This is a genomic window from Sphingomonas sp. Leaf230 (genome assembly GCF_001421745.1).
Taxonomy (GTDB): Bacteria; Pseudomonadota; Alphaproteobacteria; order Sphingomonadales; family Sphingomonadaceae; genus Sphingomonas.
The window spans coordinates 93,010-108,858 of record NZ_LMKW01000011.1 but is presented as its reverse complement, the minus strand read 5'-3'; the positions used below and the strand labels follow the sequence as shown (position 1 = coordinate 108,858).

Below are 15,849 nucleotides of genomic sequence, written 5' to 3'. Positions count from 1 at the left end.
GAATAACTAGGAAAGGCCGCGGCACCCCCCGATGCCGCGGCCTTCGTGCTCCCGAAAACTGGGGAGTTACGCGACCTGGGATTCGAGCACTTCGTCGGGCTCGCGCAGCACGTAGCCGCGACCCCAGACGGTCTCGATGTAATTCTCGCCGTCGCACGCGAGGCTGAGCTTCTTGCGGAGCTTACAGATGAAGACGTCGATGATCTTCAGCTCGGGCTCGTCCATCCCGCCGTAAAGGTGGTTGAGGAACATTTCCTTGGTCAAGGTGGTGCCCTTGCGGAGCGAAAGCAGCTCCAGCATCGCATATTCCTTGCCGGTCAGGTGAACGCGGCTGCCGTTGACCTCGACCGTCTTCGCATCGAGATTGACTGCCAGCTTGCCGGTGCGGATGACCGACTGGCTGTGACCCTTCGAGCGACGGACGACGGCGTGGATGCGCGCGATCAGTTCCTCGCGGTGGAACGGCTTAGTGACATAGTCGTCGGCGCCGAAGCCGAAGCTGCGGACCTTCGAGTCCATCTCGTTGACGCCCGACAGGATCAGCACCGGCGTCGCGACACGGGCGACACGCAGGCGTTTCAGCACGTCATAGCCGTGCATGTCGGGCAGGTTGAGGTCGAGCAGAATGATGTCGTAATCATACAGCTTGCCCAGATCGAGGCCTTCTTCCCCGAGATCGGTGATGTAGACGTTGAACCCTTCGGTCGTCAGCATCAGCTCGATAGCCTTGGCCGTCGTCGGCTCGTCCTCGATCAGCAGCACTCGCATGCGTCGTCCCCTGTTCGCGAGACCGCCCGACACCCCATGTCAGCAGCTCGACTTCCATTCATTAACCACACAACATCTGAAGGCAAAAGGTTAATTTCGGACTAAGGTTGACGCGACGAATCGGTTGGATCGCCGCCGAGCAGTTGAATTCTTTACAAATCTTCGCTCGGAGGGCTCGGCGTCAGGTCGGGGCCGAGCAACGTCCGGTGGACCGTCTTCGGGATATCTTCGCCCAGAACCTCGCGCAGATACAGGCTGCGGACGAGCGTGAAGATGACCACCAGCAGAGCGGCCGAGAAGAACAATCCGAACAGGCCGAAGATCGTACCGATGCCGATGATCGCGAAAACCGTGATCGCGGGGGGGATCGAGATCACCCGGTTCTGCACGTACGGGGTGATGAAATTGGTCTGGACGAGCCGTACGACCGCATATGTCACGAGCGTGCCGACGATCGACGAGGTCCCTTGCGTCGCGGCGAGCCCAAGCGCGGGGATCATCGCCGCGGTGGGGCCGATATAGGGAATGAACTCGGACAATCCGGCGAGCAGGCCGAGCGCGGCGGCGCTGGGGACGCCCGACAACCAGAGCCCGATGCCGACTAGGATGCCCATCGTCGTCATGAGGATCAGCGACGAGCCGAGCCACAGCCGGAGCGTCGAGCCGACGTCGAACAGCGCATCCTCGACCGCGGCCCGCTTCGAGCGCGGGATCAGCAACAGGAAGCCGCGCTCATACACCTTGGGATCGGCGGCGAAGAACAGCGCGCCGACCAGCAGCAACAGGCAGTTGAGCACGAGTTCGCCCGCGCCCGTCACGAGGCCGCCGACATCCTGCGCGACCTTCGACCCGGCATAGGCCTGTTGCACGGCGTCGACGAGCTTCGCGCCGACCGCGCTTTGCGAAAGATACGCGGCGAGTTGGTCGAGCAGCGCCGGCGTCTGGGCGATCAGGACGTTGACCTGGCTGCGGAACTGCACGCCGAACAACCAGACCAGGAACGCAATGACGCCGAGCACGGTGGCGATGCCAAGGCCGAGCGCGGGCTTGCGCGGAACGCGGAGATGGTCGCGGTAGAGATCGGCGATCGCGTGGATGACGATCGCACCCAGGATCGATCCGAAGGCGAGGATGAGCAGGTCGCCCGCCTTGTAGAGTGCGGCGACGACCGCGACGATCACGATGGTCAGGATGACGCGACGGATGAAGCGCGAATCGTCTGCATCGGGGGCCAGGCGGTTCATGCTGCGGCCCGCCGAAAAGCCGGAAGTTCACAAAGTGCACACGCTGGCGCGGTTTGCGCGGAGTGTGCACTTCCGGCTTTTGGAGCCGATCCTTGGCCGGATCGGTGGTGGATTTGCGAGGGTGGCGGGGCGATCATCTTGCGACCGTGGCAGATCGTCGCAGCGTAGGACAGCCGTTCCAAGGACTTAAGGTACGTTCCGGAAACGACACTCGCTGATCCTCCCCCGCCAGGGGGAGGTGTCGCCGAAGGTGACGGAGGGGGAGACATGCAACGGCAGTCATCGCCTGCCTCCCCCTCCGTCTGGCAAGTGCCAGCCACCTCCCCCTGGCGGGGGAGGATTGTAGAATGGACGTCGGTATAGCTTAGAGCGCGAGGTCGGGGCTGCGGTCTGGCTTTACGCGCATGGCCGCGGGGCGTGGGCTGGCTGCGACGCCGACCGTGGGCGAGGGGATGGCGAGTTGCAGCGTGTCCGCGGTCGAGGCCCAATGCTCGGCGAGGACGTCGGGGGTCTCGTTGAGCATTACGCCGTAGGTCGGCACGATCTCGCGGATCTTCGCCTGCCACCCCGCGGTCGCCAGATGGTTCGGGAACACCTTCTTCAACAGGTTGAGCATAATCGACGGTGCGGTCGAGGCCCCCGGCGAGGCGCCGAGCAGCGCGGCGATCGAGCCGTCCTTCGACGCGACGATCTCGGTGCCGAGGCGCAGCACGCCGCCCTTTTCCGGATCGCGCTTGATGATCTGGACGCGCTGGCCAGCCTGCCACAGGCGCCAGTCGCCGTCCTTCGCACCCGGGAAATACTCGCGCAGGGCATCCATCCGGTCGCTGTCCGACATGATGAGCTGGCCCGCGAGATATTCGACGAGGTCGAAATCGTCCCAGCCGACCGCGAGCATCGGCCGGAAATTGTCGAGCGTGACCGACGCCGGAAGATCGAAATACGAGCCTTCCTTGAGGAACTTGGTCGAGAAGGTCGCGAACGGGCCGAACAGCAGCGCCTGCTTGCCGTCGAGGAAGCGCGTGTCGAGATGCGGCACGGACATCGGCGGCGAACCGACCGCCGCCTTGCCGTAGACCTTGGCGAGGTGGCGGTGGGTGATTGCGGGCTTGTCCGCGACGAGGAACGAGCCGCCGACCGGGAAGCCGGCATAGTCGTCGGCCTCCGGAATGCCCGACTTCTGGAGGATCGGCAGCGCGCCGCCGCCCGCGCCTGCGAACACGAAGCGTGCCTTGATGACCTGCTTCTCGTCGGTCTTCATGTCGCGCGCGGTGACGCGCCAGCGCGCCTTCTTGCGGCCGATCGTCTCGCGTTCGAGCGAGCGGACCTCGTGGCCCGTGGTCAGCGTGAAATTGTCCTGCTTGGCGAGCGAGGCGATATACTGGCGCGTGACCTCGCCCCAGTCGCAATCGGTGCCGAGCGGCGAGCGCGTCGCGGCGAGCTTCGTGCCGGGCGCGCGGCCCTCCATCATCACCGGCACCCACTGCGCAATCTGCTTCGGGTCGGTGGTGAATTCCATGCCGGAGAATAGCGGGCTCGCCTGGAGCGCGGCGTGGCGCTTTTGCAGGAAGGCGACGTTGGCATCGCCCCACACCAAGTTCATGTGCGGCGTCGAATTGATGAACGAGCGCGGGTTGGCGAGGATGCCGGTATCGACCTGGTGGCTGAGGAACTGGCGGGTGACCTGGAACTGTTCGTTGATCTCGACCGCCTTGGCGATCTCGACCTTGCCGTCGGCTTTGTTGACCGGCGTGTAGTTCAGTTCGCACAGCGCGGAGTGGCCGGTGCCGGCGTTGTTCCAGCCGTTCGAGCTTTCGTCGGCGACCTTGTCGAGGCGTTCGACCATCTCGATGGTCCAGGTCGGCTCGAGTTCGCGCAGCAGGACGGCGAGCGTCGCGCTCATGATGCCGCCGCCGATCAGCAGGACGTCGACCGTCCGCTCGGTGGTCGCGGCATCGGCGTGCGCGATCGGCAACGCCGCTGCACCGCCGGCGACGATCGCCGAGCCGAGCAGGTTGCGCCGCGTTACGCCGGTACGGAGGTTCGGGGAGTTCACGTCGTCGTTAGCGTCACGCCGCATGGTCATGCCTTTTCGTTTCGGCATGGTCCGCTGTCCCGACACAGGCCGAGGACGACGAGAATCCATAACCGGATTATCGGGTCAGCCACGCGGGAATCACGGAATCGATACACATACTACCGACTGAGCGCGGCCGCTGCTCAAAGTCCTCATCCCGGTATCGGGTGTCGTTGGGATCGCGCTGGGGTGCAAACTCGAGCGTCTATCCAGCCTCTTACATGGCATCCGGCCCGGTTTTGCGCAAGGTCGCCGCTTTACGCTTGCCCTGCGTTCGGATCCCGGAGGCGTGCGGCGAGGAAGTCTATCAGTGCCTCGACGCGCGCCGGGCGGAGCGGGCTTGGCGGGGTGAGGAGATGGAGCCCGATCTTCGCGGGCGCCCAGTCGTCGAGGATCGTGACGAGTGCGCCGGACGCGATATGCCGGTCGACGATGAAGTCGGGCAGGCGCGCGATGCCGAGGCCGGCGATCAGCGCTGGGACGATCGCCTCGCCGCTGTTGGCGGTGAGCTGGCCTTGCAGGCGGACCGAGACGTCGGCGCCGCCGGGGCCATGGAAGCGCCACGGCCCCACGACGTTCGAATAGCCGACCAGCTGGTGCTCGCCGAGCTGTGCCGGGTGCGTCGGGGTGCCGTGCTTGGCGAGGTAGCTTGGTGCGGCGACGGTGTGCGCCTGGATGCTGCACAGGCGGCGGGCGCGAAGCGAGCTGTCCGGGAGCTCGGCGATCCGCAGTGCTACGTCGAAGCCTTCGGCGACGATGTCGACGCGCGCATCGGAGAGGTGGAAATCGACCTCGATACCCGGGTGCGCGACGAGGAACTCCGCGAGGATCGGCGCGACGTTGGTGACGCCGAAGCTCATCGGGGCGGCGAGGCGGACGCGGCCGGTATGCGCGCTGGCGGCGTCGTGTGCGGACTCCTCGGCGGCGCGGGCTTCGGCGAGAATGCGCGCGGCGTGCTCGGCGAGCGGCTTGCCGGCTTCGGTGAGCGCGAGGCGGCGCGAGGTGCGGTGAAAGAGCGACTGGCCGAGATGCGCTTCGAGGCGGGTGATCGCCTTCGACACGGTTGCCTTGCTGAGCCCGACCGCGTCGGCGGCGGCGCTGAACGAGCGGTGCTCGACGACACTGGCGAAGATCGCCCAGGCTTCGAGATCGGGCAGGCGCATCTCTGGTCTCCGCAAACATCCGTAGAATACCACCCCGGCGGAGGCCGGGGCCCAATTGGAAAGGCCAATGTAACGACGGACGGCGCGTCGTCATCGATGTCCCCCAATTGGGCCCCGGCCTTCGCCGGGGTGGTCGATTGGCTGGCACAGGATAGCCACCGAAACGATCGGTTTCCAGCGTTTCTATTTACGGCGTAATCGCAGCGCCTATCTTGGGGTCAACCAGTGGAGACCTATCATGACGACCACGACCCTTTCCAAAGTTGAACGTCGCCCCTTCGACAGCCTCGGCCACGCCGATCATGGCTGGCTGAACGCACGCCATCATTTCTCGTTCGCGAGCTATTACGATCCCGCCCGGATGGGCTGGGGCGCGATCCGGGTGTGGAACGACGACCAGATCGCCGCGAACTCGGGCTTCCCGCCGCATCCGCATCAGGACATGGAGATCATCACCTATGTCCGCTCGGGTGCGATCACGCATCAGGACTCGCTCGGCAACAAGGGCCGTACCGAGGCGGGTGACGTGCAGGTTATGAGCGCAGGCACCGGCGTGCGGCATGCCGAGTATAACCTTGAGCCGGAGACGACGACGATCTTCCAGATCTGGATCGAGCCTTCGCGTAAGGGCGGCGCGCCGAGTTGGGGTGCCAAGCCGTTTCCGAAGGGCGAGCGTTCGGGCCAGTTCGTGACGCTGGCCAGCGGGTTCGAGGGTGACGGCGATGCGTTGCCGATCCGGGCGAATGCGCGGGTTCTGGCGGCTACCCTGAAGGCTGGCGACAGCGTCGACTATGCGGTCGGTGAGGGACGCCACGTGTATCTGGTGCCGGCGACCGGTGCGATCACGATCGGCGACGACGCCTTTGGTGCGCGCGACGGAGCGGCGCTGCTGGGCGGCCAGACGGTGACGATCACGGCTCAAGAGGACGCCGAGATCGTTCTGGTGGACTCGGAGTAAGACTCCCCTCCCGCTTGCGGGAGGGGTCGGGGGAGGGGCTTCCTCCCGCGATCCCGCCCGGAACTGCCCTCCCCTAACCCCTCCCGCAAGCGGGAGGGGAACTCGAAGGAAACACATATGACCAAGGTTCTCGTGCTCTATTACTCGTCCTACGGCCATATCGAGCAGATGGCGGATGCCGTCGCCGAGGGCGCGCGCGCCGGTGGTGCGGAAGTCGATATCCGCCGCGTCGCCGAAACCGCACCGCAGGCGGTGATCGAAGCCGCGCATTTCAAGACCGACACCGCGCATGCCGAGATCGAAGGCCCCGCCGCGCTCGAGCAGTATGACGCGATCATCGTCGGCGCGCCGACCCGGTTCGGTCGGATGCCCGCGCAGATGGCGCAGTTCTGGGATACGACCGGCGGCCAGTGGTTCTCGGGCGCGCTTATCGGCAAGGTCGGCGGTGCGTTCACCTCGACCGCGAGCCAGCATGGCGGCCAGGAAACGACGTTGTTCTCGATCATCACCAACCTGATCCATCACGGCATGACGATCGTCGGGCTCGACTACGGCTTCCAGGCGCAGATGGGCGTCGACACGGTCAAGGGCGGCTCGCCCTACGGCGCGACGACGATCTCTGACGGCGACGGCAGCCGCATGCCGAGCAAGGACGAGCTCGATGGCGCGCGCTACCAGGGCAAGCGGATCGCCGAGACGGCGGCCAAGCTGAAGGGCTGATCCCCCGAGTCTTCGGTGGCTGGAGAGACGAAACTTACCCCGCGGTAAGGGCGTTTCCCCACCACCGGAGCATTTCGCTTCGCGTGCACCAGCTATGCGAGGATATGATCATGGGCTTGTTTTCCAAGGACATCGCGACGTTCGAAGACCTGTTCCTGCACCAGTTGCAGGACGTGTATTACGCCGAGCACCAGATCACCAAGGCACTGCCGAAGATGACCGACAAGGCGACCGCGCCGGGTCTGAAAGCCGGGTTCGAAACGCATCTGCGCGAGACCGAGGGCCAGATCGTTCGGCTCGAGCGGATCTTCGAACTGCTCGGCGAGAAGGCCAAGGCGGTGACCTGCCCGGCGATCGACGGGATCATCAAGGAAGCCAACGAAGTCGCGGGCGAGATCGCCGACAAGGCGGTGCTCGATGCGGCGCTGATCGCGTCGGCGCAGGCGGTCGAGCATTACGAGATTACGCGCTACGGCACGCTGATCGCGTGGGCGAACCAGCTTGGTCGCGGCGAGATCGCGGCGATCCTTAAGGAAACGCTCGACGAGGAATATGCGACCGACGACAAGCTGACCGCGATGGCGACGTCGAAGGTCAATCCGAAGGCCGAGGCGGTTACCGCCTGAGGCTTTCGCGACGTAACTAAGAAAACGGGCCGGCGATCATGTGATCGCCGGCCCGTTTTTCGTTCAGGCCTTCTTGCGGGCGCGCTTGGGCGCGGCGGCGGCGGCGACGTCCTCTTCTTCGTCCGGTGCGTCTTCACCGGCTTCGGTCAGCGCTTCGCCGAGTGCCTTCAGCTTGTCCTGCGACTTGTCGGCCTTGTCGGCGATCTTGGTCGTCGCGGTGCCGAGGCGGTGGAGCAGCGCATGGACGCGGTCGGCGTCGGGCGTGTCCTTCTCCAACTGCTTGCGCAGCGAGCCGAGGTCGCGAAGGATGCCCTTGGCGCCGGAGACGTCGGTATCGGCCAGCGCGGCTTCCCAATCCTCGACCATGTCGGCACCCTTGGTGGGCTTGGTCGCGTCGAGCCCGCGATTGATCGCGTTCATCGTTCCTGCAAATTTAATGGCCATGTGATCTCTCTCCGCATGCCTTTGTGGCAACCGTCAACGCGACATGGCGGCGGAAATGTCCCCTCGATCGTATCGACTTCGATCAGTATCGGGGCCCAAGTTAACGCAGGATATCGGGCCCCTCCGCCTGCCGGATGACGTCGGCGAGTGCGGCGTCCGGCACGCGGTCCGCGAGCACCGGCGAGCAGGCGAGCAGGCCGTTGGGGCAGTAGCGATCGTCGTCCCAGCCTGGGTGGTCGAGGATGGGGTAGAGGCACACGCCCTCGACGGGCACGCCGAGCGATTGGGCGATCTTCACCTCGCGCAGGATCATGCGGAGCCAGGCGGGGCGGGCGCTGCCCTCGATACCGGTTTCGGCGATGAAGATCGGGCGGCCGTAGCGCGCGTAGGCGTCGGCGAGGATCGCGTGGAGCGGGCGGCTCAGCGGATGGTCGTACGACAGCGGGGGGCCGCCGTGGATCCACTGGTTGTTGTGGTAGAAATTGACGCCGACGATATCCAGCAATGGCGCGCGGCCGCCGATCTGCGGCCATGCTTTCCCCGCGATCATGTCCCACGCCTGGTATTGCGCCAGGCGGTGGCCTTCTGCGGCGGGGGCGTCGTGCGGGCGCGTGGGGTCGGTGATGACGTTGATGACCGGGTCGGCGTGGACGAACCTTGCGGCGGGGTCGATCGCGATGATTGCCTCCATCGCGGCGATCGATGCGCGGGCGAGTTGGACCTTCAGTTCGTAGCCGCGGCCTCGAGCGAACGGGTTGAGATAGGCTGCGTCGCCGCCGCCCCAGGCGAAGAACGAGATCTCGTTGACGGGGGCGTAGAAGCGGGTCTCGCCGGGAGCGGCCGGGCCGATGTGGCGGGCGGCGAAGGCGGCGAAGGCGGCGAAGCGGGTGACGAAGGCAGGCGTCCAGATATCGATGTCGTCGGGCCAGCCGTAATGGAGCAGGTCCCAGATGACTTCGGTGCCAATCGTCTTGGCGGCTTCCAGCTGGCGGTCGAGGCTCGACCAGTCGTAGCGGCCGGGTTCGCGTTCGATCAGATGCCAGCGCAGGCCATCGCGGACGGTCAGGATGCCGAGCTTGGCGAGCTCATTGTAGTCGTGCGCGGCGAGGGTGTCGTGGTGGCTGGCGGCGATGACGTCGACGCGCTTGCGGTCGTGTGCGCGGCGGTGGGTGGAGGATTCGAAGCCGCCTTGCAGGAAGCTTCGGAAGAGTCCGGTTGGGCGGGGGCGAGGCGGGCGGTCGGACAGGACTTCGACGAACAAGGCTTCCCAGCGGGGGACGACGGCGGCGACGGCGTACTCGCTGTCGACTTTTGCGCGGAGGGCGGTGCCAAGGCGGGTCCGGAGTGCCTGGTCTTGTAGCAGTTTGCCGATCGCGGCTGCAACTGAGGGCGGGTCTTCGTGCGGGACGAACAGGCCGCTGACTCCGTCGACGATCTGTTGTTCGGAACCGTTGTCTCGCGTTGCTATGACGGGGAGGCATGCGGCGCCGGCTTCGGCAATGACGTGCGGCATGCCTTCGCCGCGGGAAAGCCAGACGAAGACGTCGAGCGCGGCGAGCAGGTCGGGCACGTCGTCGCGGTCGCCAAGGAAGGTCAGGGCGGTGTCGAGGCCGAGCGCGTGCGCTCGGTTGCGGAGGGCGGCGGCGTATTCGGGGATGAAGGCGTCGGGGCCGCCGATTACCACGAAGCGCGCGCGGGGGTGGCTGGCGTGGACGAGCGCGGCGGCTTCGATGAAGTCCTCGACGCGCTTCTTCGGGTCGAGCCGGCCCAGCCAGCCGATCAGCGGTACGTCGTCGGCGATACCGAGGGCCGCGCGCACGGGGGCGCGGCGGGCGGGGTCGAAGGCGCGCGTGTCGACCATCGACGGGATCTCGACGGCGTGGTGTTCGCGGCCGGGCATGCGGCTGGCGGCGGCGTCTCGGATCGACGCGCAGACGCCGACGTAGCGCGCGGTGAAATGCTTGGGGCCGGCGAGTGCTTCGGAGACGAGGCCGCCATGTTCGATCAACGGCGGTCGGAGGTGCATGCGTTCGAGCGCGGGATAGATGTCGGCGACGTTCTGGCACGAGACGACGACGTCGTACGCGGGCAGCTTGCTGGCGAGGTAGGCGACGGTCTCGTCAAAGCCGAGCGCGTAGGGCGTGCGGTCGACGGGGACGCCGATCGCTTCCAATTGCGCGTGCGTCTGCTCGGGCATGCCGTCTTTCCGGAAGCAGGCGACGACCTCGATCCGGTAGCGGGTCGGGTCGAGCGCCTGGGCGAGCAGACGCACTTCCGTCTCCTCGCCGCCGACGACGAGCCAGGCGAAGACGAACAGGATGCGGATCGGTCGGGCGTCGGCAGTGAGTGCGGTACTCAATCGCCGACCTTGAAGACGATCTGGAGGAATTCGGGCCGCTCGCCGACCAGCCGCGCGATGAAGGCTGGCGCGTCGTCATAGGGCACGACGTGCGTGATGAGCTGCGCGCGGATCTCCGGGCCGCGGGCGAGGAGGAGCTTGACCGTCTCGTTGGCGAGGCGGCGGCGGTCCCACTGGAAACCGAGCCCGCGGGGGACGCGGTTGATCTGCGCGCAGCGGAGGTTGAGGCCGTTGTGGTGGAATTCCTCGCCGAGCCTGAGCCGATCCGCGCCGCCCTGGTAGAAAGCAAGGTCGATCACCGTGCCCTGCGGTCTCAGCGCGCGCATCGCGGCGTGGAGGCTGGCGGCGTCGGCGCGGGTTTGGAACACGACGTCCGCGCCGCGATCGTCGCCGCCGTGGAGCCAGCGTGCCTTGGCATACGCCCAGGCCTGATCCTCGGTCATAGCGGTGATGCCGAGGCATTCGGCGCGCAGGCGGCGGAAGGGGGACGGGTCGGCGATCACGACTTCACTCGCGCCGGCGGCCTGTGCGAACAGGGCCGTCAGCATGCCGACGATGCCTGCGCCGATCACCAAAGCGGGACGGCCACGGATGCCGTCGCCTAGGTTGACGACGTTGGGTCCCAGCAATTCGAGTTCCGCGTGGAGAATGCCGTTGGCGGCGATCGGACCCATCTGGCCGATATAGATGCCGAGGATCGGATCGAGCTCGGGCGGGAGCTTGGTCAGCAGATCATTGAACGGGTCTGCGGTGTGGCCGGTCTTGTGGCCGAAGACGGTGCCGACGACGTCGCCGTTCGCGAAATCGTCGACCCGGCTGTCGCTGACGCGTGCACATTCCATGTAGCCGAGGAACGGCACCGGATAGTGCGCGCTCGATTCGCCGGGGACGAACACGCCGCGGCCTGCGTCCCAGCGCGAGTGGAAATACGGGTTGCTGTTCTTGACGAAGGTGAGTTCGGTGCCGGCGGAAAACCCGGTGTAGAGCAGGTCGAGGCGGACCTGGCCGTCGCCCGGAGGTGCTTCGTCGTAGCCGAAGAAATAGGCCTGGCCGGGACGTTCGACGCCGAGCGAGCGGACGTGGCGCCACTCAGACATGCCCCATCTCCTTGGTTGCCTCCCGCTCGCGGACGTCGATCGCGCGGCCTTCGACGGCGGAGCGTTCGATCGCCAGCGCGAGGCGGAGCGTTTCGAGGGCGGCGGGGTAGGGACAGCGGATGCGGTTTTCGCCGCCGCGGACTGCGTCGATAAAGTCGCGATCCTCCAGCACGACCGGATCGCTGCCGGTGCCGCGGACCGGACGTCCGCGGCCGATGTCGATCATGACGTCGCGGTCGGTGAGTTCGATCGCGAGGCCTTCGCCAAACAGGTGCAGGCCGACGCGGTGGTTCCAGTTGAGCAGGCAGGTCGAGGCAAAATTGGCGATCGCGCCGCTCGCGAAGGTGAGCATCGCCGTACTGGTGGTGGCGACGTCGAGGCCGGGGAAGGCGGCGCGGTCGATGTGGCCCGATTGGCCGTAGACGCGGACGACGTCGCCAACGAGGTAGCGCGCGAGATCGACCAAGTGCGTCGTCTGTTCGAGCATCTGGCCGCCCGATGCGTCCTTCTTCCACCACCAGCGCGGCGGCGGGGTTGAGTCGAGCCAATAGCCGGAGAGCAGGCGGGCGGGGGTTGCCGAGAGGAGCGCCTTCACCTCGTCCACGGTATCGAGATAGCGCCAGTGATAGCCGACCGCGGTGACGAGACCGAGCCGGTCGACTGCCGCCGCGACGTCCTCCGCGGTGCCGAGGTCTAGCGCGACGGGCTTTTCGACGAAGAACGGGAGCTTGTGCTCGATCGCGAGGCGTTCGGGTTCACCGTGCGCGAAGGGTGGCACGCAGATGTAGAGCGCGTCGAGGTCGACCGCGGCCAGCATCGCGGACGCATCGTCGAAGGCGCGCGCGCCGAAGCGGGCGGCGGCTTCGGTCGCGCGCGCCATGTCGACGTCGGCGACCGCGACGATCGCGACGTCGTCGAACTGCTCCAGCACGCCGAAATGGCGGTTGGCGATGCCGCCCGCGCCGATGAACCCGATCCGTGTCCGCTCCACGCCGTCTCCCTTATGTTTGGTGTCTGTCTCGTCGTGCACGGCGGCGTAGACCGCGCGCGTGTCGGCGATCATGCGATCGGCTGAGAATAGGTCCTGCTGGCGTTCGATCGACGCGCTGGCCATCGTTTTCAGGCTGTCGCGGTCGGCTAGCAGCGTGACGATCGCATCGGCGAAACTGGCCGGGTCCGCGGCGGTCAGGCGGCCGGTGACGCCGTCCTCGATCGCTTCGGCATTGCCGGGGGCGACGGTGGCGACGACGGGGAGGCCGGCGGCCATCGCCTCAAGCGCGACCAGCGGCAGGCCTTCGAACGCCGACGGCAGCACGAGCAGGTCGGCGAGCGTCATCAGGTCGGCGACGTCGCTGCGGGTGCCGAGCATTCGGACGGTGCCGGCCAGACCTTTCGCTGCGATCGCTCGTGCAGTCTGGGTGAGGAGGGGGCCTTCGCCGGCAAGCAGCACGATCAGGTCTGGATGCGCGGCACGGATTGCGGGCAGTGCGTCGAGCAGGAGCGCGTGGCCCTTTTGCTCGGCGAAGCGTGCTACCATGAGCAGGACGGGGGCATCGGCGACGCCCCATTCGCTGCGGAGGGCTTCGCGGGAGCGCGAGGGTTTGTGTGCGCCGACGCCGTTATGGATCGTGGCGACGAGGGCCGGATCGACGCCGGCTGCGCGGTGGCTATCGCCGACTGCGTCCGAGACGCAGATCAGGCGCGCGAGTGCGGCCGAGGTGTCGCGGTGTTCGTCGCGCTGCGCGGTGTCGGTGAGAAGATAGGGGAGGTGTTCGGTGCGGATCACGGGGACGCCAGCCGCGTGCGCAGCGCGGACGGCGGCGTGGCCTTCCCAGCCTATGCCGGCATGGACGTGGACGATGTCGGGCGCGGCGCGATCTAGCCAGCGCGCGAGATTTGCATCGTCGTCGAGCGCTTTCACCGCATAACCCTTGGCGGCGGCGTGTTCCAGCAGGCCGGTGCCGGGACGCGCGGCGACGACGATCTCGTCTCCGCCCAGTCCTTCGGCGAGCGTCATCATGTGTGCACCGACGCCGGACGGGGCGAGGCTGTCGGTCAACAGGCAAATGCGGGTCATTCGGCGGCCATCACGGGGGTTTCGAGGACGGCGGATTTCGCGACCATGCGGCGATAGGTGGCGAGCGCCTGGCCCACGACCTGGTCCATATTGTAATAGCGGTAGGTCGCGAGCCGGCCGACGAAGGTCACGCCCTCTTCGGCATCAGCGAGCGCTTCGTAGCGTTTGAACAGTGCTTGGTTCTCGGGGCGGGGGATCGGGTAATAGGGATCGCCCTCCGCGCTCGGGAATTCGTAGCTGATGCTGGTCTTCGCGTGGAGCTGGCCGGTCAAATGCTTGTATTCGGTGATCCGCGTCTGCGGCACGGCTTCGTCGGGATAGTTGACGACCGCGACCGGCTGGAACTGCGCGACGTCGTGCGTCTCGTGGCGGAACTGGAGGCTGCGATAGGGCAGCTTGCCGAAGCGGAAGTCGAAATATTCGTCGATCGGGCCGGTGAAGACGATGTGGTCGACGTCGATGCGGTCGATCACGTCGCGATATTCCACGCCGAGATCGAGCGTGATGCCGGGGTGGTCGAGCATCGCCTCGAACATCCGGGTGTAGCCGTTGGCGGGCATCGCCTGGAAGGTGTCAGTGAAATAGCGATCGTCGGTCGAGGTGCGGGTTGGCACGCGCGCGGTGACGGCGCGGTCGAGTTCGGATGGGTCGAGGCCCCATTGCTTCCGCGTGTAGCCGCGGAAGAATGTCTCGTAGAGATCGCGGCCGACTGCGGCGACGACGACGTCCTCGGAGGTGCGGATGTCCTCGACCGATTCCGCGCGGCTGGCGAGGAAGGCGGCGGCTTCCGCGTCGTCCTCGAGCGACAGGTCGTAAAGGTCGTTGAGCGTGGTGCGGTTGATCGGCATCGGCACGAGCTTGTCGTCGACGCTGGCGAGCACGCGGTGTTCGTACGGGCGCCATGCGGTGAAGCGCGACAGATAGTCGAATACATCGGCGGAATTGGTGTGGAAGATGTGCGGGCCGTAGCGGTGGATCAGCACGCCGGCCGCGTCGTGCTCGTCATACGCGTTGCCGCCGATGTGTGGGCGGCGATCTACGACAAGCACGCGCTGGCCGCTGTCGCTGGCCAGGCGTTCGGCCAGGACCGCGCCGGCGAACCCTGCACCGACGATCAGCGTGTCGTAGCGTTCGCGTTTCGGCGCTGGGCGGAAGGTGCGTTTGGCGCGAAGGATGCGGTCGATCTCGATGGCCATGGCGGTTTGCGTGCGGTCCCAGGATTGCGTGGCGAGCAGGCGGTCGGCTTCGTCGCGCCATGCGCCTTCGCGGGAGAGCGCGAGCGCGGCTTCGCAGGCGGCGACGAACGCGGGCGCATCGGCGGCGATCGCGACGGCCGCTGCGTCGCCGTAGTGGCGGATCACATCGACGATCGGTGTCGAGACGACGGGCAGGCCGCCGGCGAGATATTCGGGTGTCTTGGTCGGGCTGATGAAGCGGGTCGCGGCGTTGATCGCGAAGGGCATCAGCGCGACGTCCCAGCCGGAAAGGTATGCCGGGAGTTCGTTGTAACCGCGTCCGCCGAGCCAGTGGATGTTGGCGCGGCGTGGCAGGTGCGCGGGGTCGATCTTCACGACCGGGCCGATCATGATGAATGACCAGTCGGGTCGCTGAGCGGCGACCGCGTCGAGCAGCGCGAGATCGATGCGTTCGTCGATGACGCCGAAGAAACCGAGCTTCGGGCCGGGGATGTGGCGCTGGTCTTCGGGTTCGGTGTTGCCCGTCCGCGCGCGTGCAAAATGCGCGACGTCGACCGCCGAGGGGAAGGCGTGGACGTCGCGGTGGCGGTCGCGCTTGGCTTCGTAGAGGCTGTAGCCGCCGGTGAAGACGAGGTCGGCGCGCGCGAGCAAGCGGGCTTCGCGGTCGAGCAGGGCGGGGTCGGCGAAGCGGAACGCGGACAGTTCGTCCATGCAATCGTAGACGACCGCGGCGGCTTCGAGATGCTCGGCGAACGGGAGCATCATTGGCGTGTAGAACCAGAGGACGGGCTTCGCGCGAATGCTCGTCGCGACCAGCATGTCGAGCAGTTGCCGCAAGCCTGCCTCGATCTGCTCGGCGTTCCACCAATGCGGGAGGCGCGGGCGCAGTGCGATCACGTTGTCGGCGGGAAACGGGTGGTGTTCTAGGAAGGGCAGCGGATGGTCGCAGGGGATGTGTTCTTCCCAGACGAACACGCTCTGGGCTTGCGCGAACCGCTTCATCAGATGCTGCGGGCGCTGCGTGACGAAATCCCAGCGGAGATGCGAGAAGCAGATCAGCGGCGGCGGGGGGCTCGTATCGTCTGTCGTGGCGAGGGTGGGAGTAGGTCCGATACCGTGC

General features: G+C 66.6%; 12 protein-coding genes. 3 read left to right on the top strand and 9 right to left on the bottom strand.

The genetic code is table 11. The features are described 5' to 3' along the window. Positions 1 to 66: 66 nt before the first annotated feature. From ctrA to ASE82_RS14720, 4 genes are all read right to left on the bottom strand, one after another. The gene (gene ctrA / locus ASE82_RS14735; RefSeq protein ID WP_056064964.1) at positions 67 to 768 is read right to left on the bottom strand and encodes a response regulator transcription factor CtrA; all 702 of its coding nucleotides are present in this window, start codon (positions 766 to 768) and stop codon (positions 67 to 69) included. A 152-nt stretch (positions 769 to 920) separates the two neighbouring features. After that, on the bottom strand, positions 921 to 2,012 hold the full coding sequence (locus ASE82_RS14730; protein WP_056064962.1) for an AI-2E family transporter: 1,092 nt from the start codon (positions 2,010 to 2,012) through the stop codon (positions 921 to 923). A 364-nt stretch (positions 2,013 to 2,376) separates the two neighbouring features. Beyond that, positions 2,377 to 4,092, bottom strand: coding sequence for a malate dehydrogenase (quinone) (gene mqo, locus ASE82_RS14725; protein WP_056065431.1), 1,716 nt, complete (start codon positions 4,090 to 4,092; stop codon positions 2,377 to 2,379). 254 nt (positions 4,093 to 4,346) lie between these two features. Then, entirely contained in the window at positions 4,347 to 5,252 is a 906-nt protein-coding gene (locus tag ASE82_RS14720; RefSeq protein ID WP_056064960.1) for a LysR family transcriptional regulator, read from the bottom strand. Between the two features lie 238 nt (positions 5,253 to 5,490). On the opposite strand from ASE82_RS14720, the gene ASE82_RS14715 reads away from it, so the two are divergent. From ASE82_RS14715 to ASE82_RS14705, 3 genes are all read left to right on the top strand, one after another. Further along, positions 5,491 to 6,210 (top strand): pirin family protein, encoded by a 720-nt coding sequence (locus ASE82_RS14715; protein ID WP_056064958.1) that lies wholly within the window; start codon positions 5,491 to 5,493, stop codon positions 6,208 to 6,210. A gap of 117 nt (positions 6,211 to 6,327) precedes the next feature. Continuing rightward, positions 6,328 to 6,930: an NAD(P)H:quinone oxidoreductase gene (wrbA, locus tag ASE82_RS14710; RefSeq protein WP_056064956.1), complete on the top strand. Its 603-nt coding sequence runs from the start codon at positions 6,328 to 6,330 to the stop codon at positions 6,928 to 6,930. A gap of 110 nt (positions 6,931 to 7,040) precedes the next feature. Beyond that, the gene (locus ASE82_RS14705) at positions 7,041 to 7,556 is read left to right on the top strand and encodes a YciE/YciF ferroxidase family protein (protein WP_056065428.1); all 516 of its coding nucleotides are present in this window, start codon (positions 7,041 to 7,043) and stop codon (positions 7,554 to 7,556) included. Between the two features lie 63 nt (positions 7,557 to 7,619). Here ASE82_RS14705 and ASE82_RS14700 read toward each other — a convergent pair whose 3' ends face one another. From ASE82_RS14700 to glf, 5 genes are all read right to left on the bottom strand, one after another. Beyond that, complete coding sequence (locus tag ASE82_RS14700; RefSeq protein ID WP_235524733.1) at positions 7,620 to 8,000, bottom strand: hypothetical protein; 381 nt, start codon at positions 7,998 to 8,000, stop codon at positions 7,620 to 7,622. 100 nt (positions 8,001 to 8,100) lie between these two features. Next, positions 8,101 to 10,359 carry a glycosyltransferase family 4 protein gene (locus ASE82_RS14695; RefSeq protein WP_056064953.1) on the bottom strand — a complete coding sequence of 753 codons (2,259 nt, stop codon included), beginning with the start codon at positions 10,357 to 10,359 and terminating at the stop codon, positions 8,101 to 8,103. After that, positions 10,356 to 11,456, bottom strand: a complete 1,101-nt coding sequence (locus ASE82_RS19875; RefSeq protein WP_200910732.1) for a zinc-dependent alcohol dehydrogenase — start codon at positions 11,454 to 11,456, stop codon at positions 10,356 to 10,358. The genes ASE82_RS14695 and ASE82_RS19875 overlap by 4 nt, the downstream gene beginning before the upstream one ends. Beyond that, complete coding sequence (locus tag ASE82_RS19870) at positions 11,449 to 13,533, bottom strand: glycosyltransferase (RefSeq protein WP_200910731.1); 2,085 nt, start codon at positions 13,531 to 13,533, stop codon at positions 11,449 to 11,451. The genes ASE82_RS19875 and ASE82_RS19870 overlap by 8 nt, the downstream gene beginning before the upstream one ends. Next, on the bottom strand, positions 13,530 to 15,731 hold the full coding sequence (gene glf / locus ASE82_RS14685) for a UDP-galactopyranose mutase (protein WP_082441578.1): 2,202 nt from the start codon (positions 15,729 to 15,731) through the stop codon (positions 13,530 to 13,532). The genes ASE82_RS19870 and glf overlap by 4 nt, the downstream gene beginning before the upstream one ends. Between the last annotated feature and the right edge of the window lie 118 nt (positions 15,732 to 15,849).